Origin of the sequence: Phenylobacterium sp. (genome assembly GCF_028290885.1) — a bacterium.
Lineage (GTDB): Bacteria > Pseudomonadota > Alphaproteobacteria > Caulobacterales > Caulobacteraceae > Phenylobacterium.
Genome location: NZ_JAQGIZ010000141.1, coordinates 1 through 20,311, shown reverse-complemented (window position 1 = coordinate 20,311; position 20,311 = coordinate 1). Strand labels below are relative to the sequence as shown.

Annotated in this window: 25 protein-coding genes; 6 read left to right on the top strand and 19 right to left on the bottom strand. The window is 69.4% G+C overall.

All coding sequences use genetic code 11. The annotated features are described in order from the left end of the window. From JWP28_RS09580 to JWP28_RS09555, 6 genes are all read right to left on the bottom strand, one after another. A partial coding sequence (locus JWP28_RS09580) for a hypothetical protein (protein ID WP_299542430.1) occupies positions 1 to 122 on the bottom strand: 122 nt, incomplete at its 3' end. A 114-nt stretch (positions 123 to 236) separates the two neighbouring features. Further along, positions 237 to 395, bottom strand: a complete 159-nt coding sequence (locus JWP28_RS09575) for a DUF3309 family protein (RefSeq protein ID WP_111456227.1) — start codon at positions 393 to 395, stop codon at positions 237 to 239. 93 nt (positions 396 to 488) lie between these two features. Next, positions 489 to 884 carry a DUF983 domain-containing protein gene (locus JWP28_RS09570; RefSeq protein WP_366143798.1) on the bottom strand — a complete coding sequence of 132 codons (396 nt, stop codon included), beginning with the start codon at positions 882 to 884 and terminating at the stop codon, positions 489 to 491. Between the two features lie 117 nt (positions 885 to 1,001). After that, complete coding sequence (locus tag JWP28_RS09565) at positions 1,002 to 1,229, bottom strand: hypothetical protein (protein WP_299542420.1); 228 nt, start codon at positions 1,227 to 1,229, stop codon at positions 1,002 to 1,004. A 68-nt stretch (positions 1,230 to 1,297) separates the two neighbouring features. Continuing rightward, the gene (locus JWP28_RS09560) at positions 1,298 to 1,435 is read right to left on the bottom strand and encodes an entericidin A/B family lipoprotein (RefSeq protein WP_299542418.1); all 138 of its coding nucleotides are present in this window, start codon (positions 1,433 to 1,435) and stop codon (positions 1,298 to 1,300) included. A 49-nt stretch (positions 1,436 to 1,484) separates the two neighbouring features. Next, entirely contained in the window at positions 1,485 to 1,949 is a 465-nt protein-coding gene (locus JWP28_RS09555) for a DUF5615 family PIN-like protein (RefSeq protein WP_299542416.1), read from the bottom strand. 66 nt (positions 1,950 to 2,015) lie between these two features. On the opposite strand from JWP28_RS09555, the gene JWP28_RS09550 reads away from it, so the two are divergent. Both JWP28_RS09550 and JWP28_RS09545 read left to right on the top strand, forming a co-directional pair. Next, on the top strand, positions 2,016 to 2,387 hold the full coding sequence (locus tag JWP28_RS09550; RefSeq protein ID WP_299542414.1) for a DUF2784 domain-containing protein: 372 nt from the start codon (positions 2,016 to 2,018) through the stop codon (positions 2,385 to 2,387). 150 nt (positions 2,388 to 2,537) lie between these two features. After that, complete coding sequence (locus JWP28_RS09545; RefSeq protein WP_299542412.1) at positions 2,538 to 2,741, top strand: hypothetical protein; 204 nt, start codon at positions 2,538 to 2,540, stop codon at positions 2,739 to 2,741. 16 nt (positions 2,742 to 2,757) lie between these two features. Here the strand turns inward: JWP28_RS09545 and lepA are convergent, their stop codons facing one another. Further along, positions 2,758 to 4,563, bottom strand: a complete 1,806-nt coding sequence (gene lepA, locus JWP28_RS09540) for a translation elongation factor 4 (protein WP_299542411.1) — start codon at positions 4,561 to 4,563, stop codon at positions 2,758 to 2,760. Between the two features lie 168 nt (positions 4,564 to 4,731). Here lepA and JWP28_RS09535 point away from each other — a divergent pair, with 168 nt between their 5' ends. Then, positions 4,732 to 5,436 (top strand): DUF1134 domain-containing protein, encoded by a 705-nt coding sequence (locus JWP28_RS09535; RefSeq protein ID WP_299542409.1) that lies wholly within the window; start codon positions 4,732 to 4,734, stop codon positions 5,434 to 5,436. 18 nt (positions 5,437 to 5,454) lie between these two features. On the opposite strand, the gene JWP28_RS09530 is transcribed toward JWP28_RS09535, so the two are convergent. Continuing rightward, complete coding sequence (locus JWP28_RS09530) at positions 5,455 to 6,009, bottom strand: TIGR00645 family protein (protein ID WP_299542428.1); 555 nt, start codon at positions 6,007 to 6,009, stop codon at positions 5,455 to 5,457. A gap of 96 nt (positions 6,010 to 6,105) precedes the next feature. Beyond that, positions 6,106 to 7,551 carry a hypothetical protein gene (locus JWP28_RS09525; protein ID WP_299542407.1) on the bottom strand — a complete coding sequence of 482 codons (1,446 nt, stop codon included), beginning with the start codon at positions 7,549 to 7,551 and terminating at the stop codon, positions 6,106 to 6,108. Positions 7,552 to 7,827: 276 nt separating this feature from the next. Between JWP28_RS09525 and JWP28_RS09520 the strand changes: the two genes are divergently transcribed. Together JWP28_RS09520 and JWP28_RS09515 are read left to right on the top strand one after the other, a co-directional pair. Beyond that, positions 7,828 to 8,268 carry an SRPBCC domain-containing protein gene (locus JWP28_RS09520; protein WP_299542404.1) on the top strand — a complete coding sequence of 147 codons (441 nt, stop codon included), beginning with the start codon at positions 7,828 to 7,830 and terminating at the stop codon, positions 8,266 to 8,268. A gap of 85 nt (positions 8,269 to 8,353) precedes the next feature. Continuing rightward, positions 8,354 to 9,199 (top strand): sterol desaturase family protein, encoded by an 846-nt coding sequence (locus JWP28_RS09515; protein WP_299542402.1) that lies wholly within the window; start codon positions 8,354 to 8,356, stop codon positions 9,197 to 9,199. On the opposite strand, the gene pheT is transcribed toward JWP28_RS09515, so the two are convergent. The 10 genes from pheT to JWP28_RS09465 form a co-directional block, all read right to left on the bottom strand. Further along, the gene (pheT, locus tag JWP28_RS09510; RefSeq protein WP_299542400.1) at positions 9,189 to 11,558 is read right to left on the bottom strand and encodes a phenylalanine--tRNA ligase subunit beta; all 2,370 of its coding nucleotides are present in this window, start codon (positions 11,556 to 11,558) and stop codon (positions 9,189 to 9,191) included. The two genes, JWP28_RS09515 and pheT, sit on opposite strands and share 11 nt — an antisense overlap. A 13-nt stretch (positions 11,559 to 11,571) precedes the next feature. Continuing rightward, positions 11,572 to 12,693 (bottom strand): phenylalanine--tRNA ligase subunit alpha, encoded by a 1,122-nt coding sequence (gene pheS / locus JWP28_RS09505; protein ID WP_299542398.1) that lies wholly within the window; start codon positions 12,691 to 12,693, stop codon positions 11,572 to 11,574. Positions 12,694 to 12,806: 113 nt separating this feature from the next. Continuing rightward, positions 12,807 to 13,163, bottom strand: coding sequence for a 50S ribosomal protein L20 (gene rplT, locus JWP28_RS09500; RefSeq protein WP_299542396.1), 357 nt, complete (start codon positions 13,161 to 13,163; stop codon positions 12,807 to 12,809). A gap of 13 nt (positions 13,164 to 13,176) precedes the next feature. After that, on the bottom strand, positions 13,177 to 13,380 hold the full coding sequence (gene rpmI, locus JWP28_RS09495; RefSeq protein ID WP_299542394.1) for a 50S ribosomal protein L35: 204 nt from the start codon (positions 13,378 to 13,380) through the stop codon (positions 13,177 to 13,179). Positions 13,381 to 13,513: 133 nt separating this feature from the next. Further along, positions 13,514 to 14,185 (bottom strand): maleylacetoacetate isomerase, encoded by a 672-nt coding sequence (maiA, locus tag JWP28_RS09490; protein WP_299542392.1) that lies wholly within the window; start codon positions 14,183 to 14,185, stop codon positions 13,514 to 13,516. 17 nt (positions 14,186 to 14,202) lie between these two features. Then, complete coding sequence (locus JWP28_RS09485) at positions 14,203 to 15,417, bottom strand: MFS transporter (RefSeq protein ID WP_299542390.1); 1,215 nt, start codon at positions 15,415 to 15,417, stop codon at positions 14,203 to 14,205. Further along, entirely contained in the window at positions 15,414 to 16,646 is a 1,233-nt protein-coding gene (locus JWP28_RS09480) for an MFS transporter (protein ID WP_299542388.1), read from the bottom strand. The genes JWP28_RS09485 and JWP28_RS09480 overlap by 4 nt, the downstream gene beginning before the upstream one ends. Before the next feature lie 109 nt (positions 16,647 to 16,755). Continuing rightward, the gene (infC, locus tag JWP28_RS09475; protein ID WP_293368662.1) at positions 16,756 to 17,277 is read right to left on the bottom strand and encodes a translation initiation factor IF-3; all 522 of its coding nucleotides are present in this window, start codon (positions 17,275 to 17,277) and stop codon (positions 16,756 to 16,758) included. 108 nt (positions 17,278 to 17,385) lie between these two features. After that, positions 17,386 to 18,375, bottom strand: a complete 990-nt coding sequence (locus JWP28_RS09470) for a glycosyltransferase family 9 protein (protein WP_299542386.1) — start codon at positions 18,373 to 18,375, stop codon at positions 17,386 to 17,388. Then, entirely contained in the window at positions 18,375 to 19,556 is a 1,182-nt protein-coding gene (locus JWP28_RS09465) for a glycosyltransferase family 4 protein (RefSeq protein WP_299542384.1), read from the bottom strand. Before JWP28_RS09465 ends, JWP28_RS09470 begins: the two co-directional genes overlap by 1 nt. A 60-nt stretch (positions 19,557 to 19,616) precedes the next feature. Here JWP28_RS09465 and JWP28_RS09460 point away from each other — a divergent pair. Then, positions 19,617 to 20,311: alpha/beta hydrolase (locus tag JWP28_RS09460; protein WP_299542382.1), on the top strand; the 695-nt coding region annotated here is incomplete at its 3' end.

Below are 20,311 nucleotides of genomic sequence, written 5' to 3'. Positions count from 1 at the left end.
TGCGGGAAGAAGTGCTTGGCGAAATAGAGGCTGGTCGAGGTGTAGGCGAACCAGTCGTACCATTCGACGAGGTTGCCGGCCGACCCGCCGAGGATGGCCTTGATGCGGGCGAAGGCCGACATCTGCGTCGCGCCCGTCGGGGTCCCGACCTCAACCTCTGAAACAGCCATGCATCCCCCCGGCGCGAACCGGAGGGATGCTAGGTGATTTGTGCGTTCAGGCCAGAGGCCTCAGGCCTATATCCGACCCATCAGGACCAGGATGATGATGATCACGAGCACCAGGCCAAGGCCGCCGCTCGGGAAATAGCCCCAGCTGCGGCTGTATCCCCAGCTCGGGAGGGCCCCGATCAGCAACAGGATCAGGATGATGATGAGTATGGTGCCTAAGCCCATGGGCGTCTCTCTCCTTCAGCCATGCCCCCCAACTCCGCCGGGCCAAACGGGCGGGGTAAAGCACAGGTTCCGGAGCGCGCGGGCGCGCGGCCGCTAGTCGGCGGCGTCGGCGGTGTGGAAGCGGGCGTCGGTGTCCTTCACGCCCAGGGCGTACATCAGCCCGATCCAGCCGCCCTTGATGCGCGGCAGCAGCGCCAGCGTCAGCACCGCCAGCGGGATCAGGATCAGTGGCAGGGAATAGGCCGGCGAGGACTGCCACACGATCGGGAAGAACAGCAGCGGGGCCACGATCAGGTGGCCGACCACCAGGATGGTCAGATAGGCCGGACCGTCGTCCGCCGGATAGCGCGCCAGGTCGTGGTCGCACTTTTCGCAGCGGGCGGAGACCTTGAGATATTTCCAGAACAGCTTGCCCTCGCCGCACGCAGGGCAACGGCCCTTCAGACCGCGGAAGACGGACGGAAGCAGCGGATGAGCGATTTCAGCCATGCGCGGCATATGCTCCTTCGGCCCTGAAAACGTAAGGGCTGCAGCGCTTAGGTCGCAGCCAAAAAGGCAATTTTTCCCGACCGGGCGCCCTGTTTTGGGCCGGGCTCACGAAGCGCGCTACTTGTTGGTCCGATGACGTTCCAGCGGGGTCGGCGCGCCGGTGGCGTCGGTGTCGTTGCCGACATCGCCTTCCTCGGTGTTGGTCCCCTCGTCGGTCAGGATGTGCGGGTCCTCGCCGGCGATGGTGGTCCCGCGTGAGGTCCCGATGCCGGGATTATCCTCGAGGTCGTCGCGCGGCAGGGTGGTGGGCGTGTGGCCGGACTGGGAATGCTTGGAGGTGCTCATGGGGGAGCCTCGGGTTCGGGTTGCCGTACAGGCTTCCGAACCCGCGCCCCACCGCCCGCGTTCCGACTCTAGCGCTTGACGTCCTCGGCCGTGCCGGAGACCGCCTGGCCCGCCGCCTGCATGTCGCGACCAAGGCCCGAGACGGTGTTGCAGCCCGAAACCCACAGCGCCGCAGCGGCGGCGGCGAACACGATCAGTTTGCGCATGGCTTCCCCTTTTTTCGCAGATGCCCGATGCCGGGCGATCGCTTGATAGTCAAGGTTGCGGCAGGATTTGGGCGAGCGCCTGAAGCCGGTTGCTCATCCGCCGCACATGGCTGCCCGGCCAGTAGAGCCGGCCGCATGCCGGGCAGACCCGGAACGGCCCCGGCAGGACCCGGGCCTGCGGCGGCATCCGTGCGACGTCCTGCAGCCCGGCGTCGTCCAGCAGGGTGTTGTCCATGACGCAGCGGGTGAAGGGGGCGTGCGTCCAGTCGATCGGCAGCGCCGCGGCCAGGTCCTGCGCCTCCGCCGTCGCGCCGCGGCCGCCGACCAGCAGCGAGGCCGGCCAAGCGCGCTCGGCCAGCCGCCGGTCCCGGGTGAGCAGGATCCGGTCCTCGGCCCGGGCGATCCGCAGCAGGTCGTCGTCGGCCTGACCGCCCCGCGCCAGATAGGTGTCATAGCCCGCCGCTCTGAGCAGCCGGGCCAGCCTCGCCAGCATCTCGTCGCAGAGGAAGCGCATCGAGGATGGCAATGACGTTCCCGCCGCGCATGTTCCTTAATTCGCGAGGACGCCTAAGCTCGCCGGATGAATCCAGCCCTCGCCCAGACGGTGCTTGCGGCCCATCTGGCGATCATCGCCTTCAACGTCTTCGGCCTGGTCGCCATTCCGCTGGGGGCGTGGCGGGGCTGGGCCTGGGTGCGGGTCCGCTGGTGGCGGGCGCTGCACCTGGCCTCGATGGCGGTGGTGGCGCTGCAGGCCGTCCTTGGCCGGGCCTGCTTCCTGACGCTGTGGCAGGACCAGCTGACCGGCGCACGCGCCGAGCCGCCGCTGATCATGCGGTGGGTGAACGGCGTCATCTATTGGCCACTGCCGATCTGGGTGTTCGCCGCCGCCTACCTGGCGGTGTTCGCCTATGTGGTGGTGCTCTGGAGGCGGGTGCCGCCCTCCGGGCGCTGACGGCTTGGTGCAGTGCAATTCCCTTACGGGATAAGGGAAAGAGCGTTATTCACCGATCTCTGCCATTGCGCCGCAACAAAAATGCGCGACAAGGGTTTGCAGATGCGAAGCCGCCGGGCCTTGTCGGTGGTCACTTGAGGAGTTCCGTGGATGCTGTCGGTCCCCATGCGCACCTTCCCCGGCCTGTTCGTGGGACGCCGCACCGTCGTTCCGCCCACCGCCGCGCCGCAGGACGCCGACTCCATCCGCTTCGTCTGCGGGGCCTGTGACGACCTGATCTTCACCGCCAAGGACCGCGCCATGCTGTCCGACCTGGTCGTGAAGTGCCGCTGCGGCGAGTTCAACCAGCTCTGAGCGGCCTCTCCCGCCCCTAGTCCGCGTCCATCTTCAGGGCGGCGATGAAGGCTTCCTGCGGGATCTCCACCTTACCGAACTGGCGCATGCGCTTCTTGCCGGCCTTCTGCTTGTCCAGCAGCTTGCGCTTGCGGCTCATGTCGCCGCCGTAGCACTTGGCGGTGACGTCCTTGCGCAGCGCCCGGACCGTCTCGCGCGCGATGATCCGGCCGCCGATAGCCGCCTGGATCGGAATCTGGAACATGTGCGGGCTGATCAGCTCCTTCATCTTCTCGACCATGCCGCGGCCGCGGGCCTCGGCGCGGTCGGCGTGGACCAGCATGGAGAGCGCGTCGACCGGCTCGGAATTCACCAGGATGGTCATCTTCACCAGGTTGCCGACCCGGTAGTCCTCGATCTGGTAGTCGAAGGAGGCGTAGCCCTTGGAGACGCTCTTCAGCCGGTCGTAGAAGTCGAACACCACCTCGTTCAGCGGCAGGTCATAGACGACGAGAGCGCGGGAGCCGACGTAGGAGAGCTCGCGCTGGGCGCCTCTGCGGTCCTGGCAGAGCTTGATGACCGAGCCCAGGTACTCATCCGGGGTCAGGATGGTGGCCTTGATCCAGGGCTCGGCGATGGTGGCGATCTTCACCGGGTCGGGCATGTCGGCGGGGTTGTGCAGCTCGACCTCCGAGCCGTCGGTGAGCGTGATCTTGTAGATCACGCTCGGCGCCGTCGCGATCAGGTCGAGGTCGAACTCGCGGGAAAGCCGCTCCTGGATGATCTCCAGGTGCAGCAGCCCCAGGAACCCGCAGCGGAAGCCGAAGCCCAGCGCCGCGGAGGTCTCCATCTCGTAGCTGAACGAGGCGTCGTTCAGGCGCAGGCGCCCGATCGCGGCGCGCAGGTCCTCGAAGTCGGCCGCGTCCACCGGGAAAAGGCCGCAGAACACCACCGGCTGCACGTCGCGGAAGCCGGGCAGGGCGGCGGCGGCCGGGCGCTTCTCGTCGGTGATGGTGTCGCCGACCGCGGCCTGGGCGACTTCCTTGATCTGGGCGGTGATGAAGCCGATCTCGCCGGGACCGAGGCTTTCCACCTCGGTGCGCTTGGGGTTGAAGACGCCGATGCGGTCGATCAGGTGCGTCGAGCCCTGCTGCATCATCTTCACGCGCTGGCCGGACTTGAGCGTCCCGTCGATGACGCGGACCAGCACGACCACGCCCAGGTAGGCGTCGTACCAGGCGTCGACCAGCAGCGCCTTCAGCGGCGCTGTGGCATCGCCCTTCGGCGCGGGCAGGCGGTGGACGATGGCTTCCAGCAGTTCATGGATGCCGACCCCGGTCTTGGCGGAGGTGAGGACGGCGTCCGAGGCGTCCAGGCCGATGACATCCTCGATCTGCTGGCGCACCCGCTCGGGCTCGGCGGCCGGCAGGTCGATCTTGTTCAGCACCGGTACGATCTCGTGGTTGTTGTCGATGGCCTGGTAGACGTTGGCCAGCGTCTGGGCTTCGACGCCCTGGCTGGCGTCCACCACCAGGATCGAGCCCTCGCAGGCGGCGAGGCTGCGCGAGACCTCATAGGCGAAGTCCACGTGGCCGGGGGTGTCCATCAGGTTCAGGACATAGGTCTCGCCGTCGTCGGCCTTGTAGTTGAGGCGCACCGTCTGGGCCTTGATGGTGATCCCGCGCTCGCGCTCGATCTCCATGTTGTCGAGCACCTGCTCGGTCATCTCGCGCTGGGTCAGCGCGCCGGTCTCCTGGATCAGCCGGTCGGACAGCGTCGATTTGCCGTGGTCGATGTGCGCCACGATGGCGAAGTTGCGGATGTGGCTGAGCGGGGTCGTCATGGCGGCTGCGTCTAGCACATTCCGTCGCGGGTGCGAGGCATGCGGCGTTTCGCGCCGGCCTCATGAGGGTGTCGGAACCGCAACACGGTTAATCGGGCGTTAAGGCGACACAATCCATCAAGAAGCTCGGGCGGGCTGGAGTTTCGAGAAGCTGGAGGAATTTTGCCTATGGACCGCCGTACCCTGATCGTTTCGGGCCTCGTGACCCTGGGCGGCGCGGGCCTTGCTAACGCTCAACCCAGCCAGCTGCCGCCGGCCCGGCCGCGCGATGACGGTCCGCAACTACGCGACGATCCGGTGGAAGCGCCGCCGCCGCCCAACTCGACGCCGAGCTATCCGACGGGCGGGCCCACCGGCTCGCCGCCGAACGACGGGCGTCCGCCCAAGGCCGAGACCTATTCGCGCGACGAGATCGTCAACTCCGTCTCCGACTTCATGGGCGTCACCGCCGAGTCCGCCGGGGGCGCGGTGGAGCGCGTCTTCCAGAGCAACGGCCGCCCCACCGCCTATATCGCCGGCGAGGAGGGCTCGGGCGCGATCGCCATCGGCGCGCGCTATGGCCGCGGCCTGATGTACATGAAGGGCCGCGAGCCGGTGGAGGTGTTCTGGCAGGGCCCCTCGATCGGCTGGGACTTCGGCGGCAACGCCAGCCGGGTCTTCACCCTCTGCTACCGGCTCGACGACCCGCGCGACATCTTCCAGCGGTTCCCGGGTGTCGAGGGTTCGGCCTATTTCATCGGCGGCCTGGGCGTGAACTACCAGAAGGCCGGCGACATCGTGCTGGCCCCGATCCGGGCCGGCGTCGGCTTCCGCCTGGGCGCCAACATCGGCTACCTGGCCTACACCCGGCGGCGCAGCATCATCCCCTTCTAGGTCGCTGCCGGCGGCGGCTCAGTGCTTGTCCGCCTTGCTCGCCACCAGGTCCATGACCGCCAGCAGGACGCCGGAGACCACGAAGGTGAGGTGGATGCCGACCAGCCAGGCCAGCAGCCGCTCGTTGATCGCCTCGCCTTCCGCCAGCCGCATGAACGCCTTCAGAAGGGCGATGGCGCTGATGGCCACGATGGAGGCGATCAGCTTCATCTTCAGCCCGGAGAAGTCGACCGTGCCCATCCAGCTGGGACGGTCCTCGTCATCGCCGGTGTCGATCTTCGAGACGAAGTTCTCGTAGCCTGAAAAGATCACGATCAGCAGCAGGTTGCCGGCCAGCGACAGGTCGATCAACGACAGGGCCATCAGGATCGCGCCCTCGGGCTTCATGCCGGCGAGTCCCGAAAGTTCGTGGATCGCCTCGTTGACGAACACCACCAGCAGCCCGCCCAGCGCCACGACCAGCCCCACATAGAAGGGCGCCATCAGCCAGCGGGCGCGGAAGAGCCAGAGCTCCAGACCCCGTTCGAGGGTGGGTTTGCGACGGGGCGCGTGGGGCGTGGCGGTGTCCTGCATGTCCGCCAACTTAGCTGTTCTCCCACCCGGACAAAGCCGTTTGCGAATTCAGGAGTCATGCGGAATCCACCCGGCGCCGCGGCGGACGTCGAGAATTCAGGGCGCGCGCCAGCAGGCGAGGTTGCCGATCTCGCCGTCGCCGACCTGTTCGCAGGTCCAGCGAGGATAGAGCGCCTGGATGCGCGGCGGGAAGCTGCGGGCCGAGGTCGCGCCGCGGCGGTTGTAGATCCAGATGATCCCCGGGTGCGGGCCGGTCGCTGCCGTCAGGGCCAGCGGGTTCGCGTCCTGGTCCGGCCGGGTGACCACCGGCGTGACGGCGACGGGATCGCCCGCGCGGCGGAAGAAGACCCCGCCCGCCCGCTGAAGCGAGGCCGGCGCCTCGATCCGCGTGGCCTCATGGTCCCAGAGGAAGGCCACGCGGGTGACCCCGTGCCGCATCAGCGTCGCGGAGGCCTGTTCGTAGCCGTAGGGCGCGCCCTCATGCAGCCCGGCGATGAACGAACGGGGCCAAAGGGCTACGCCAAGGTAGAGCGCCATCAGCGCCCCATAGGCGAGGCGCGGATGGGCCGAGCGTCGGGCGCAGAGCACGAGACCCAGCAGCAGGCCGGGCGCGAGCGGGGTCAGGTAGCGGCCGGTGAGGCTGGGCCGCAGCGCCCCGAAGAGCAGCATCAGGACTAGGCCCGCGACCGCCGCGCCGACGACCAGCCACAGGTGGGTCGCAGGGTCCGGCTCGTCCTTCGCCTGCGGCGGCGAGCGAGGCGCCATCAGCAGGGTGGCGGCGATCAGCAGGGCGGCTAAAGCCAGCCCGAGCGGGGTCGACGGATTGACGGTGAAGGCGGTGAACTGCAGCGCCGTGGCGGGCGTCACCAGCGGGTGCCAGGCGACGTCGGCGCCTGAGAACGCCCGCAGCCTCGGCGCGTGGAACGCCATCCAGCCCAGCATGGGTGCGAAGGCGAGCAGGGCGGGCCAGGTCCTGAAGGCCTGCTTCCGGCACGCCGCGAGATAGACCAGGCCCTGGGCCGCGGCGGGGATCGCGGCCATGTATTGGGTCAGGACGGCCGCGGCGGCGAGGGCGCACCAGAGCCAGGCGTCACGCTGGCTGGGCCGCTCCAATAGCCGTGCGAAGGCGATGGCCTGCAGGACGGAGAGCGCCAGCAGAGGGCCATAGCAGCGGCCGTTCAGGAACAGCCCGACGCCCCACCAGCCGAAGATCGCGACGCCCCAGGTCAGCCGGGCCTCCAGCGACAGGCCCTTGATGCGGCTGGCCAACGGGATCAGGCCCGCGGCGATCACGGCCAGCAGCCCCGGCAGCCGCAGGGCGAAGTCCGAGGCGCCCGCGGCCATCGTCCAGAGCCGCATCAGCGCGTAGTAGAGCGGCGCGTTGACGTCGTTGTAGGCCTCGCCGACGAAGCTCTTCCAATCCGGCGTGGTCGCCACCGAGAGCGTCCAGGCCTCGTCGAACCAGAGCGGTTGGACGTGTGCCAGCCAGGTCCGTTCGATGCCGATCGCCACGACCGCCACGCCGACGAGGGCGATCAGCATCGCCCCCGGCCGGAGCCGGCCTGCCGGTCGGGATGCGGCCGCGGACGTGGTCGCCGTCAAGGTGGACGCTCCCTGGTGAGCGGCCAGTCTGACAGGGGCCCGTTAAGCGAGGATTGTCGCGGGGACCGCGGGCTGCTTGACTAAAATACGAGCCGGCCAAGCCGGTGCCGGGAAACAGGTTCGGAGACGAGGTCAGGCTCAGCGCGGGCGATTTCGCACGCCTGTCCAAAGCCTTCTTCTCCGAGATCGAAGCCAGGTTCCATTGAGGGCGCGCCCATGAACGAAATTCCCGCCTCCCGTTCCGTCATCGTCGAGCGGCTGATGCCGCATCCGCCGGAGAAGATCTGGCGCGCGCTCACCCAGGCCGAGCTGGTCGGCGCGTGGCTGATGCAGAACGACTTCCAGCCCGTCGTCGGTCACAGGTTCAACTTCCGCGCCACGCCGCAGGGCGGCTGGAACGGCGTCACCGACTGCGAGGTGCTCGCCGTCGAGCCGCCCTCGCGCCTGGTCTACAGCTGGAACGCGTCCGGCGAGCAGGCCGCTGACGGCATCAGGAGCATCGTCACATGGACCCTGACCCCAACCGAGGGCGGCACGCAGGTGCGTATGGAGCAGGCGGGCTTCCGGCCGCAGGACGAGCCCTTCTTCCAGGGCGCGGGCTACGGCTGGCAGCGCATGGTGGCCGGCCTCGAGCGGGTGGCGGGCGAACTCCCCTGAAAATCCGCGCCGGGCATTAATCGAAGATTCGGCCAGCCGCCGCATCCTGCGCCTGCGCCGCAAGGGCGCGGACCTGGGAGCGCCGATGGCGTCGCAACTGACAGAGACCATGGGCCGGCTCGCCCAGCCGTTGGCCGCGGTGCTGTGGCCGCTGGCGGTCTGCGCCCTGGCGTTCGCGGCGCTCGCCTGGCTGACCAAGGGCCGGCGCGCGCTCGCCGACGCCCGGGCCGCGGCCGGCGAGACGAAGATCAACGCGGTGATGGTGGCGGTGGACGCCCTGGCGGTGGGACCGGTGCTGGCCATCGGCATGGCCGCGGTGGTCGGCGGCCTCGCCACGCGCGGCCTGCAGCTCGACACGGCGCCGCTCTGGGCCCGGATCGGGCGCTGGCCGACGGCGGCGGCGGCGATCGTACTGGGGGACTTCTTCGGCTATTGGCGCCACCGCGCGCAACACAGCCGCTGGCTCTGGCCCGCGCACGCCGTCCATCATAGCGACACGCGGCTCACATGGTTCAGCCTGGAGCGGATGCATCCCATCGACCGGGCCGGATCGCTCATGGACATGGTGCTGCTGAGCGCGCTCGGCCTGCCGGTCTGGGCCTTGGCGGCCAACGCGCTGGTCCGCCACTACTACGGCTATTTCGTCCATGCGGACCTGCCCTGGACGCTGGGCAAGGTCGGCTGGGTTATCAACTCGCCCGTCATGCACCGCTGGCATCACGCGCGTGACGTGGAGGGCTCCGGCCACAACTTCGCGACCGTGTTCTCGGTCTGGGACCGGGCGTTCGGCACCTATTACCAGCCAGGTCCCTGCGCCGTGCCGCTCGGCGTGCGCGAGGACCTTGGCGAGGGCGCGCTTGGACAGTACGCCCACCCCTTGAAGGTCTGGGCGCGAGCGCTCCGGCCGCGGCGGACCGAACTCAGCTCCTGAGCTTCGCGCCCACCGCTTTTTCCGCCGCTGCTACGATCCTGGCCGACAGCGCCTCGATCTCGGCGTCGGTCAGGGTCTTCTCGGTCGGCTGGATGGTGACCTCGACGGCCAGCGACTTCTGGCCCTCCGGCACGCCCTTGCCCTGATAGACGTCGAAGACGCGCGCGTCGGCGATCAGCCCCTTGTCGGCGCCGAGGATCGGCCGGACCAGTTCGCCGGCCGGCGTGTCGGAAGCCACCAGGAAGGCGAAGTCGCGGCTAAGCGGCATCAGGGCCGAGAGCGCCAGCGCGGGCTTGGTCTTGGTCGGCTTCCTCTTGGGCTCCGGGATGGCGCCCAGGTCGAGCTCGAAGGCCAGTATCGGCCCCTCGGCGTCCATGTCCTTCAGCACGCGCGGATGCAGTTCGCCGAACTCGGCGACGACGTTCTTCGGCCCGAGCTGCAGGCGCGCCGAGCGGCCGGGATGCCACCAGGGCGAGGCCTGGCCCTGCATCACCTGCAGGGGCGGGGCGCCCATCTCGTCCAGCAGCGCCATCAGGTCGGCCTTCAGCGCGAACAGCGGATCCTCCTGCGCGCCGTCCCAGCGCCTGGGCGGATGCGGCGCGATCAGGGCTGCAACGACGGTCAGCTGGTCGGCCGGCTCGTCGCCCTTGAAGGTCGGGCCGACCTCAAAGAAGGCGGCGTCCTCGAAACCCCGGCGGGCGTTGCGGGCCGCTGCGTCGATCAGGTTCGGCAGGATAGAGGGGCGCATGCAGTCGAGGTCCGAGGCGATCGGGTTGGTCAGCCGCAGCTTCTCGTCGCCGCCGCCGAACAGCCTGGCCCAGTCGGTGCGCATGAAGCTCCAGGTGACGGCCTCGGCATAGCCGCGGGCGGCGAGCGCGCGCCGGGCGTTGCGCATGCGGGTCTGGCGCACGGTGAGCACGCCGCCCACGGCGCGCGGCATCTCCGGCAGCGGCTCGCTCGGCAGGGAGGCGAAGCCTTCGATGCGGGCCACCTCCTCGACCAGGTCGGCCTTGCCCTGGACGTCGCGGCGCCAGGTGGGCGGGGTGACCATCTCGCCGCGCACCTCAAAGCCGAGGTCGGTGAGGATCTTGTCGATCCGCGCCCCTTCGACGTTGAGCCCCGCGAGCTTCTTCACATAGGCGCGGTCGAACGCGATGGCGGCCGGTGGCGCGGGGATCTGGCCCGCGACCCGGACCTCGGAGGGCTCGCCGCCGCAGATGTCGAGGATCAGCCGCGTCGCCATCTCCAGGCCCGGAACCACGAAGCCGGTGTCGACGCCCCGGGCGAAGCGGTATTGGGCGTCGGAGGTGATGCCGAGCGACCGTCCGGTCTGCGCCGTGCGGATCGGGTCGAAGTAGGCGCTCTCCACGAAGACGTCGGTGGTGGTCTCGCTGACCTTGGTCGACTCGCCGCCCATGACGCCACCGAGGCCGATCGCGCCGGAGCCGTCGGCGATCACGCAGACCTCGGGCGTGATCTCGTAGGTCTTGCCGTCCAGGGCCTCCAGCTTCTCGCCGTCGCGGCCAAGTCGTGCCTCGATGAAGCCGCCGGCGAGCTTGGCTGCATCATAGACGTGCAGCGGCCGGCAGCGGTCGTAGGACATCAGGTTGGTGATATCGACCAGCGCGCTGATGGGCCTGAGCCCGACGGCGATCAGCTTGCGCTGCAGCCAGGCCGGCGATGGGCCGTTCTTCACGCCGCGGATCAGCCGGCCGGCGAACACCGGGCAGGCGTCGCCGTCGACGCGGATCTCCAGGGTCTCAGGGAACTTGCCCGGGACCGGGGCCACGCTCGGGTCCTTCAGCTTGCCGAGGCCCGCTGCGGCGAGATCGCGGGCGATGCCCACGACGCCCAGCCAGTCGGGCCGGTTGGGAGTGACTTCGAAGTCGATCACCGCCTCCAGGCCGAAGGCTTCGGCCGCGCTGACGCCCACCGCCAGCGTGTCCGGCAGCTCGACGATGCCCTCGCTCTCGCTGGCGGTCTCCAGCTCCGCCGCCGAGCAGAGCATGCCGTTGGAGACCACGCCGCGCACTGGCCGCGCCTCCAGCGTGATGCCGGAACCGGGCACGAAGGCGCCGATGGGGGCGTAGATGGTGGTCAGCCCGGCCCGCGCGTTGGACGCGCCGCAGACGATCTCCTTGCGGCCGTCCACGGTGTCCACTTGGCAGACCCGCAGGCGGTCGGCGTTGGGGTGCTGCACGGCCTCGACGACCTTGGCGACCGTGAACTGCGCCAGCTTCGCCGCTGGGTTCTCCACGTGCTCGACCTCGAGGCCGGCCATGACCATCGCCTCGACCACCTCATCGACCGTAGCCGTGGTGTCGAGATGCTCCTTCAGCCAGGAGAGGGTGAACTTCATGGTTCGTCCTCCCTCAGCTCAGGCCGGTGGCGGGATTGGGCGCGGCGAAGGCCGAGAAGCCGTAGTGCTCCAGCCAGCGGGCGTCGCTGGCGAACATGTCGCGCAGGTCCGGCATGCCATACTTCAGGGCCCCCAGCCGGTCGATGCCGAAGCCGAAGGCGAAGCCCTGCCACTGGTCCGGGTCGAGGCCGACGTTCTTCAGCACATTGGGATGCACCATCCCGCAGCCGACGATCTCCATCCAGTCGTCGCCCTGGCCGATGCGGACTTCACCGCCCGAACGGTCGCAGCGCACGTCCATTTCGGCGCTGGGCTCGGTGAACGGGAAGTGGTGCGGCCGGAAGCGGGTCTCCACCAGCGGCGTCTCGAAATAGCGCGCGATGAAGGTCTCCAGCGTCCACTTCAGGTGGCCCATGTGGATGGCGCGGTCGATGACCAAGCCCTCCATCTGGTGGAACATGGGCGTGTGGGTGGCGTCGCTATCCGAGCGGTAGGTGCGGCCCGGCACGATGACGCGGATCGGCGGCTCGCCATTGCCAGGGGGGCCGTTGGCGACCCAGGCGGGCAGCTTCTCGTTCAGCCGCTGCATGACGCGCACCTGCACGGGGCTGGTGTGGGTGCGCAGCACCTTGCGCTCGCCGCGTTCGTCCTCCGGCAGCCAGAAGGTGTCGTGCATCTCGCGCGCCGGGTGCTTCGGCGGGAAGTTCAGGGCGGTGAAGTTGTGGAAGTCGTCCTCGATGTCGGGGCCTTCCGCCAGGCCGAAGCCCATCTCGGCGAAGATGGCGATCATCTCGTCCAGCACCTGCATGGTCGGGTGTACCCGGCCTTGGCGCTCGGGCGGCGGCGACAGCGTCAGGTCGACCCGCTCGGCGGCGAGCTTGACGTCCAGTTCAACGGCCTCGAGCGCCGCCTTGCGCCCCGCGATGGCGGCGGCGATCCGGTCGCGCAGGCCGTTGATCGCCGGTCCCCGCTCACGGCGCTCGTCCGGGCTCATGGCCCCCAGGGTCTTGAGCAGCTCGGAAATCGACCCGGACTTGCCCAACGCGGCGACGCGCAGGGCCTCCAGGGCGGCCACGTCGGGCGCAGCCGTCACGGCTGCGGCCAAGTCGGCCTCGAGTGTGGTCAGATCGGTCATATGGCGGGTGTCCTACCCTGCGGTCTTCGTGGGGAGAAGAGGGCAGCAAAAAGCCCTCCGGCGGTTCGGCCGAAGGGCTTTGGATTGCATCAGGAGCCAGAGCTCCAGGCGATCTAAGCCAGCGCGGCGCGAACCTTGTCGGCGATGGCCTTGAAGGCGCTCGGATCGTTGCCCGCGATGTCCGCGAGGACCTTGCGGTCCATTTCGATCCCGGCCCGATCAAGGCCGTGGATAAATCGGGCGTAGGTCATGCCTTCCAGGCGCGCCGCGGCGTTGATCCGCTGGATCCACAGCGAGCGGAAACTGCGCTTGCGGACCTTGCGGTCGCGGTAGGCGTACTGGCCGGCCTTGTCCACCGCGGCCTTGGCCGTGCGGATGGTGTTCTTGCGGCGCCCGTAGAAGCCCTTGGCCTGCTCGAGAACCTTCTTGTGCTTGGCGTGGGCGGTAACGCCCCTTTTGACGCGAGCCATCTGTCAGAGTTCCTTAAGAGAGGCCGTAGGGGAGGAAGATCTTGATGATCTTCGCGTCGGACGCGCTCATCACCTTCGTTCCACGGTTCTGACGGATGTACTTGGCATTGTGGGAAAGCAGGCGGTGGCGCTTGCCGGCGACGCCCGCTTTGATTTTCCCAGTCGCAGTGATTTTGAAGCGCTTCTTGGCGCCCGACTTCGTCTTCAGTTTCGGCATTTCTCTGCGGAGCCGAAGCCCCGTCCTCTGGCGTATTGATGAGCCGCCCTGGCATGCCATGGGCCAGGCGGCTCCGAAGGGGCGGGTTAGTAGGGGAAAGAGCGGCGAAAAGCAAGGCGGCGCTCGGCGACATTCAAGCGGCGGCCGGCGGAGCGCCGCGCTGGCGCATCGGGTGCGCCTTGGCGAACGCATCGATCTCCCGGCACGTCGCGATGATGCGCGCGACCGTGGGAACCTGGCCCAGGTCGAAGCCCACGGTGTGGGCCGCCACGCCGAGGTTGCCCAGGCAGATGTCGGCGAAGGTCACCGCGTCGCCGTGGCAGAAGACGCCCGTCTCCGGCGAGCCGGCCAGGCGCGCTTCCATGGCGGTCAGGCCGCGGCCCACCCAGTGGGCCCTCCAGGCGTTGAGCGCCGCCTCGTCGAAGCCGGCCGTCTCGGCAAGGTATTCCCGCACGCGGGGCACGATCAGCGGGTGGGTGTCGCTGACGATCAGGGCCGCGAGTGACCGCACACGGGCCCGTCCGTAGAGGTCGGCGGGCAGTAGCGGCGGGTCGGGATAGCGCTCCTCCAGGTATTCCAGGATGGCCATCGACTGGGTGAGCGGCGGGCGGCCCGGCCCGACCAGGGCCGGAACCGCGCCTTCCGGGTTCAGCGCCAGGAAGTCCGGCGCGAACTGGTCGCCGGCGTCGAGGTCGAGGGCGATCTCCTCGGCGGCCAGACCCTTCAGGGCCAGGGCGACGCGGACCCGATAGGCGGCCATCGAGCGCCAGAATCCGTAGAGTGTGAGGGCGGGCTGATCGGGCATGCCCGGCATATAGGTGCTCAGGCCGACCTCGACACGCGCCGCCGGACCTGCCCGGCGAAGTAGAGCCCCGGCAGGATCAGCAGGGCCGCCATGGCGAAGGGCGCGCCGGGGGCGACGACCGAGAAGAGCTCGCCCGCCAGCACCGGGCCGCCGATGCGGGCGAGCGCCATGCCGCTCATGTTCAGGCCCAGCATCTCGCCTTGCCGGTCAGGCGGCGAGGCCCGCGAGATCAGGGCCGTCAGGTTCGGGAAGCAGATCGACTGGCCGATGCAGACGAACGCGAAGCCCAGCATGGCGACCGGCCAGACCGGCGACAGTCCCTGGGTGACGAGGCCCAGGCCCATGAACACCAGGCCGCCGGTCAGGGTCCTGGGCTCGCCGTAGCGGCGCACGAGCCGGCCGGACAGCCAGCCCTGGCAGAAGGCGCCCAGGATCCCGATCACCATGAAGGCGAGCCCGATCTGCCGCGGGCCCCAGCCGAACCGCGCCTGGGTCCAGAGGCCGTAGGTCGCCTCGATGCCGGCGAAGCCCACCACGACGATGAAGCTGATCATCAGGATCCGGCTGATCACGGCGTGGCCCCAGGCCTCCCTCAGGCCCTCGATCCGCGGCCGGTGCGGACGGTGGCTGGAGGGCTCGGGCCGGCTCTCCCGCACGAAGACCACCACCGCGACCGCAGAGGCGAGGGCGAAGCCCGCCGCCACCAGCAGTGGCAACTGGAACCCCAGGGCGCCGCGGCTCGGCTGGGCGAGCAGGCCGCCGATCGCGGGGCCCGTGGTGAAGCCCGCGCTGAACGCCGCGCCCATGATCCCCATGCGGCCGGCCCGCCGCTCCGGCGGCGTGATGTCCGCCATCGCGCCCTGCAGGGTGGAGATGTTGCCGGCGAAGATCCCGGTCAGGAACCGGATGACGAAGGCGGCCAGGATGTTGGGCGCGAAGGCGAGCGCCGCATAGCTCAGCGCCACGGCGGTGATGGTGATGATCAGCACGGGCTTGCGCCCGATCCGGTCCGACAGCCGCCCCCAGAACGGCTCGCCGAGGAACTGGCCGAAGGAGAAGGCCGAGAACAGCAGGGTGACCTGCCAGGCCGGCGCGTCGAACGCCTTGGCGAAGAACGGCAGCAGCGGGATCACCAGGCCGAAGCCCGCGATCATCAGGAAGATGACCGTCAACAGGACGATCAGCGAGCGGCGCTCCTCCACGGGGGTCACGTGGTGTTCGGCTGCGCTCACAGCTCGTGCCCCTGCACGGTGCGCGGCGGCGCGCGCCGCGCGGCGCTGAGCGCGAGCAGGATGGCCGGCGCGACGATCAGGGCGCCCTGGATGAAAGGCGCGTCGACGCTGATCGCGGCGAAGGTCAGCCCGGCGGAGAGCGGGCCGACGAAGCGGGCGAAGGCGCCGGCGGCGTTGTTCAGGCCCAGGATCTGGCCCTGGCGATGCGGGTCGGCGGTGCGCGAGATGAGCGCGCCGACGTTGGGCCAGGCCACCGATTGGCCGACGGCGGTGACGCACATCAGGGCCGTGGTCATGACAAGGCCTGTCGAGAACGGCTGCAGGACCGATCCCAGGGCGTTCACCGCCATGCCGATCGCCAGCATCCGGCCCTCGCCGAAGCGTTCGGAGAGCGGGCCTGTGACGAAGAACTGGGTGAGCGCCGCCACCAGGCCAACGGCGGCGAAGCAGATGCTGATCTGCCTGGGGCCCCAGCCGAAGCGCGCCTGGCCCCAGAGGCCGAAGGTCGATTCGATGCCTGTGAAGGCGAAGCCCACCAGGAAGGTCAGCAGCATCAGCCGCCCGATCACCGGATGGCGCACCGCCTCGCCCACCGCCGACCAGCGGCTCGGCCGGTGGCTGATGGACTGGTCGCGCACCTTGCTCTCGCGGATGAAGAGGATGATGCCGGTCACCGCCACCGCGGACAGCGCCGAGGCGATGAACAGTGGGATCCGAAAGCCGATCGGCCCCATGTCAGGATGGGCGAAGACGCCGCCGACCGCGGGGCCCACGATCATGCCGACGTTCCAGGCCGCACCCTGCCGAGACAGCATCCGCGCGCGGCGCTCCGGCGGGGTGACGTCGGCGATGTAGCCCTGGATCACCGCCCCGTTGCCGCTGGCCAGGCCGCCCAGGAAGCGGATGACGAAGGCCGCCAGCACATTGGGCGCGAACGCCAGCGCCAGATAGCAGAGGCAGTTGCCGGCGATGGTCGAGATCAACAGCGGCTTTCGCCCGTAGCGGTCCGACAGCCGGCCCCAGAACGGCTCGCCGAAGAAGCCGCCCATGGCGTAGGCCGAGAAGATCAGCGCGATCTGCCAGGGCGCCGCGTGCATCGACTTGGCATAGAAGGGCAGCAACGGGACGATGATCCCGAAGCCCAGCATGTTGATGAAGATGACGGCGATCAGCGACGGCGCAGCCCACCGGGACGGCGTCGACGCCTCCCGCGGCGCGGTGTCGGACATGCGCGGGGTGGTAAGCCCCACCGTCCTCAGCGGCAAGGCTCACCGGCTCGCGTTGGACCGATCGCGGCTCAGAGTTGGCCCAGAGCCACAGCGCTCGCTGGAAAGGACCCTAGCGCGGCGCCAGGATCATGATCATCTGGCGGCCTTCCATGCGCGGCTCGTACTCGCACTTGGCGATCGGCTCGAAGTCCGCGCGGACCCGTTGCAGCAGCTTCATGCCGAGCTCGGGGTGGGCCAGTTCACGACCGCGGAAGCGCAGGGTGACCTTCACCTTGTCGCCTTCTTCGAAGAAGCGGTTCATCGAGCGCTGCTTCACTTCATAGTCGTGGATGTCGATGTTGGGCCGCAGTTTGATCTCTTTGATCTCCTGCACCTTTTGCCGCTTGCGCGCCTCGTTCTTCTTCTTCTGCTCCTGGAACTTGAACTTGCCGTAGTCCAGGATCTTGCAAACGGGCGGATCCGCGTTGGGGACGATCTCCACCAGATCGAGGCCCGCCTCTTCGGCGGCCTCGAGGGCGGAGGAGGTCGGCATCACACCCTGCTTCTCGCCGTGCTGGTCGATGAGCAGAACCTTGGGGACGCGGATTTCATCATTTATGCGCGGCCCGTCCTTGACGGGGGGCGCCTGCATGGGGCGGCGAATAGGCGAGGCTCCTAGGATTGTTTCAACATAGCTGCCGGGGCGCGCGAACGCGCCCCGGTCATCTGCGACAGTATATGATTTGGCGTCCTCGCGCTATCAAGGCGCGCGGACGCCGGCGGGCAGCAGAGCGGCGGCCGCCTGCGCCACTTTGGCCACAGCCAGCTCCGAGAGCTTCTGCGCCTGCAGGACCGCGACCTTGCCGCGCGGCGCCGAGAGCGCCGGGTCCGAGACGCCGGAGAACAGCACCACCGTCGGCGCCCCGGCCGCGGCGGCCAGGTGCAACGGGCCGGTGTCGTTGCCGATGGCCAGCGCCGCCTTGGCCCCGAGCACGGCGATGCGCGCGAAGTCGGTGCGGTTGGTGAGATCGCGCGCGCGCGGCACCTGGCGCTGCATCGCCTGGGCGAGCGCGGTCTCCTGCGGTCCGCCGATGATCACGACGTCGAGGCCGCGGGCATAGAGGATGCGGGCCAGCTCGCCGTACTTCTCCACCGGCCAGCGCTTCTCCGGACGATGCGCCGAGCCGCCGGGCACGAACATCACATAGGGCTTGGGCTTGACCCCGCCGGCGGGCGGACGCTCGCCGGGCGCGGTGGCCAGCACCCAGGAGAGGTCGGGCGGCGGCGCGGTCCCAGGCGCGGTCAGCGCATCGGGCCAGATGCCGGCGTACATCAGCTGGTCGGCCTGGCGCTCCAGGGTGTGCATCTGGTTGCGCAGCGGGTTTTTGTGCGGCAGCGAACACCCGAAGGCGACCCCCGACCAGGCCGGCGGATGCGGCCGAAGGAGCTGGAAGATGCGGTTGGAGTGAGCCGAGGTCTGCAGGTCGTAGACCCGGCTGTAGGCTGCCGCCCGCAGCCGCTTGCGCAGGGCCATCCACTGCGGGAATCCCTCCGGGCGACCGTCGGTGAACACCGCGTTGAAGTAGGGCGAGGCCTTGGCCAGCCCCTCGAACGGCGGCGTGGTCAGGAGGCTGATGTGGGCCTTTGGATGGGCTTGGCGGATCTTCTTCATCGCCGCCAGCGCCAGGACGAAGTCGCCCAGCGCTGAAAGCTTGACCACCAGGATCTTTTCGATCGTGCGGCGAGCCATCAGGCCCCCTCTTTCGGCAACAGACGGGCCTCCAGCACGCGTTCGTAGGCCGCCAGGGTCGCCGCGCACATGGCGTCGACGCGATAGAGCTGGCGGGTGCGGTTCATGCCCGCTTGGCCCATCTCGGCGCGCTTGCCGGGGCCAAGGTCGATGGCGCGGACCATCGCCGCCGCCCAGGCGTCCGGATCGCCGGGCGGAACCAGCCAGCCTGAGGTCCCATCGGCGACCGTCTCGGTGGTGCCGCCGTGGTTCGAGGCGATCACCGGGCGGCCCATGGCTTGCGGCTCGACGGCCGCGCGGCCGAAGGACTCCGGCACCGTGGTGGGCAGGATCGCGACGTCGGCCAGGAGGTAGGCGGCCGGCATGTCGTCGCAGTGGCCGACGATACGGATCTGCTCGACGAGGCCCGCCTCGGCGATCGCTTTCTCCAGCTCCTCGCCGTAGCCGGTGCGGCCCTGGTCGTCGCCGGCGAAGATGATCAGGAAGTCGTCGCGGCCCTGGGCCTTCATCCGCGCCGCCGCCTCGATGATGGTCAGGTGCCCTTTGAGGCGGGTGAGCCGTCCGGCCAGCAGCAAGCGGGTGCGCCGGTCCGCCGGTGCGATCCCCCAGGCCTCGCGCAGCGCCTCTACCCGCTCGGGCGTTACCCAGGAGGGATTGAAGCGGTCGAGGTCGATCCCGCGCGGGATGGTCACGACCTTGCCAGGGTCCACCGGGTGTTCGCCCAGCACATGCTCGCGGGTGTAGTCGGAGTTGGCGATCACCAGGTCGCCGCGGGTCATCACGGCGTTGTACCAGCGCTTGAGGCCCGAGGAGGCCTTGTAGACCCCGTGGTAGGTCGCCACGAAGGGCGTCTTGGTGGTCTGCGCGGCCCACAGCGCCGAGAAGGCGGGGGCGCGGGAGCGGGCGTGGACCAGGCTGACGTTCTCGTTGCGGATCAGGTCAACCAGGCGTGCGGCGTTGCCCAACATCACCAGCGGGTTCTTCGATTGCACCGGCATCTGGGCGAGGCGCCCGCCGTCGGCCTCCAGCCGCGCGGCCATCCGCCCGCCGCGGGTAGCCACCAGCGCCTTGCCGCCGGCGGCGATCACCGCGCGGGCGACGTCGATGGTGGTCTGCTCGGCGCCGCCGGTTTCCAGCTCCGGGACAACCTGCAGTAGGGTGAAGTTCGAAGGAAGCGCCACACCCTCTGCATACCCCGAAACGGGGTGGCGTAAAGGCCGCCTCGCGCTATCAGTCGGCCGATGAGCGAGCGCGCCGGAAAACTTGATCGCCCCGACGGCGAGCAGATCGCCTGGCGAGGCGTCGACGGCGCGGGCCCGCCGGTCGTCTGGCTGGGCGGATTCCGCTCCGATATGGCCGGGACCAAGGCGCAGGCGCTGGCGGATTGGGCGAGCGCCTCCGGGCGCGCGTACTTCCGCTTCGACTACCTGGGCCACGGCGAGTCGAGCGGCGATTTCCGGACCAAGGGGACGATTACCCGCTGGCGGGAGGACGCGCTGGCGGTGCTGGACGAGCTGGTGGAGGGCCCCGCGGTGCTGGTCGGCTCCTCCATGGGGGGCTGGATCGCTTGCCTGACGGCGATGGCGCGTCCGGAGCGCGTCACGGCCATGGTGCTGGTGGCCCCGGCGCCGGACTTCACTGAGAAGCTGATGGCGCCGCAGATCCCGCCCGAGGGCCGCGCGGCGCTGGCGGCCGACGGCGTCTGGCTGCGCCCGTCCGAGTACGGCGATCCCTATCCGATCACCAGGACCCTGCTCGAGGACGGCGCCCGCTGGTCGATCCTCACCGCCGAGCCCGTGCCCATCGCGGTCCCGGTGCGCATCCTGCAGGGCGGCGCCGACCCCGACGTCCCCTGGCGACATGCCCTGGAACTGGCCCAGGCGATCAAGGGCGAGGAGGTGGTGTTCACGCTGATCAAGGACGGCGACCACCGCCT

Excerpts from the sequence above, each read along its gene's own strand:
- JWP28_RS09570 (WP_366143798.1), bottom strand. The coding sequence starts at position 884 with ATGGCTGAAATCGCTCATCCGCTGCTTCCGTCCGTCTTCCGCGGTCTG.
- JWP28_RS09545 (WP_299542412.1), top strand. The coding sequence starts at position 2,538 with ATGCTGTCGGTCCCCATGCGCACCTTCCCCGGCCTGTTCGTGGGACGC.
- pheS (WP_299542398.1), bottom strand. The coding sequence starts at position 12,693 with ATGACCGATCTGACCACACTCGAGGCCGACTTGGCCGCAGCCGTGACG.
- infC (WP_293368662.1), bottom strand. The coding sequence starts at position 17,277 with ATGCAGGCGCCCCCCGTCAAGGACGGGCCGCGCATAAATGATGAAATC.
- JWP28_RS09530 (WP_299542428.1), bottom strand. The coding sequence starts at position 6,009 with ATGCAGGACACCGCCACGCCCCACGCGCCCCGTCGCAAACCCACCCTC.
- JWP28_RS09555 (WP_299542416.1), bottom strand. The coding sequence starts at position 1,949 with ATGCGCTTCCTCTGCGACGAGATGCTGGCGAGGCTGGCCCGGCTGCTC.
- JWP28_RS09525 (WP_299542407.1), bottom strand. The coding sequence starts at position 7,551 with ATGCTGATCGCCCTCGTCGGCGTGGCGGTCGTGGCGATCGGCATCGAA.
- JWP28_RS09470 (WP_299542386.1), bottom strand. The coding sequence starts at position 18,375 with ATGGCTCGCCGCACGATCGAAAAGATCCTGGTGGTCAAGCTTTCAGCG.
- JWP28_RS09535 (WP_299542409.1), top strand. The coding sequence starts at position 4,732 with ATGGACCGCCGTACCCTGATCGTTTCGGGCCTCGTGACCCTGGGCGGC.
- lepA (WP_299542411.1), bottom strand. The coding sequence starts at position 4,563 with ATGACGACCCCGCTCAGCCACATCCGCAACTTCGCCATCGTGGCGCAC.
- JWP28_RS09520 (WP_299542404.1), top strand. The coding sequence starts at position 7,828 with ATGAACGAAATTCCCGCCTCCCGTTCCGTCATCGTCGAGCGGCTGATG.
- rplT (WP_299542396.1), bottom strand. The coding sequence starts at position 13,163 with ATGGCTCGCGTCAAAAGGGGCGTTACCGCCCACGCCAAGCACAAGAAG.
- pheT (WP_299542400.1), bottom strand. The coding sequence starts at position 11,558 with ATGAAGTTCACCCTCTCCTGGCTGAAGGAGCATCTCGACACCACGGCT.
- JWP28_RS09480 (WP_299542388.1), bottom strand. The coding sequence starts at position 16,646 with ATGTCCGACACCGCGCCGCGGGAGGCGTCGACGCCGTCCCGGTGGGCT.
- JWP28_RS09515 (WP_299542402.1), top strand. The coding sequence starts at position 8,354 with ATGGCGTCGCAACTGACAGAGACCATGGGCCGGCTCGCCCAGCCGTTG.
- JWP28_RS09565 (WP_299542420.1), bottom strand. The coding sequence starts at position 1,229 with ATGAGCACCTCCAAGCATTCCCAGTCCGGCCACACGCCCACCACCCTG.
- maiA (WP_299542392.1), bottom strand. The coding sequence starts at position 14,185 with ATGCCCGATCAGCCCGCCCTCACACTCTACGGATTCTGGCGCTCGATG.
- rpmI (WP_299542394.1), bottom strand. The coding sequence starts at position 13,380 with ATGCCGAAACTGAAGACGAAGTCGGGCGCCAAGAAGCGCTTCAAAATC.
- JWP28_RS09575 (WP_111456227.1), bottom strand. The coding sequence starts at position 395 with ATGGGCTTAGGCACCATACTCATCATCATCCTGATCCTGTTGCTGATC.
- JWP28_RS09550 (WP_299542414.1), top strand. The coding sequence starts at position 2,016 with ATGAATCCAGCCCTCGCCCAGACGGTGCTTGCGGCCCATCTGGCGATC.
- JWP28_RS09560 (WP_299542418.1), bottom strand. The coding sequence starts at position 1,435 with ATGCGCAAACTGATCGTGTTCGCCGCCGCCGCTGCGGCGCTGTGGGTT.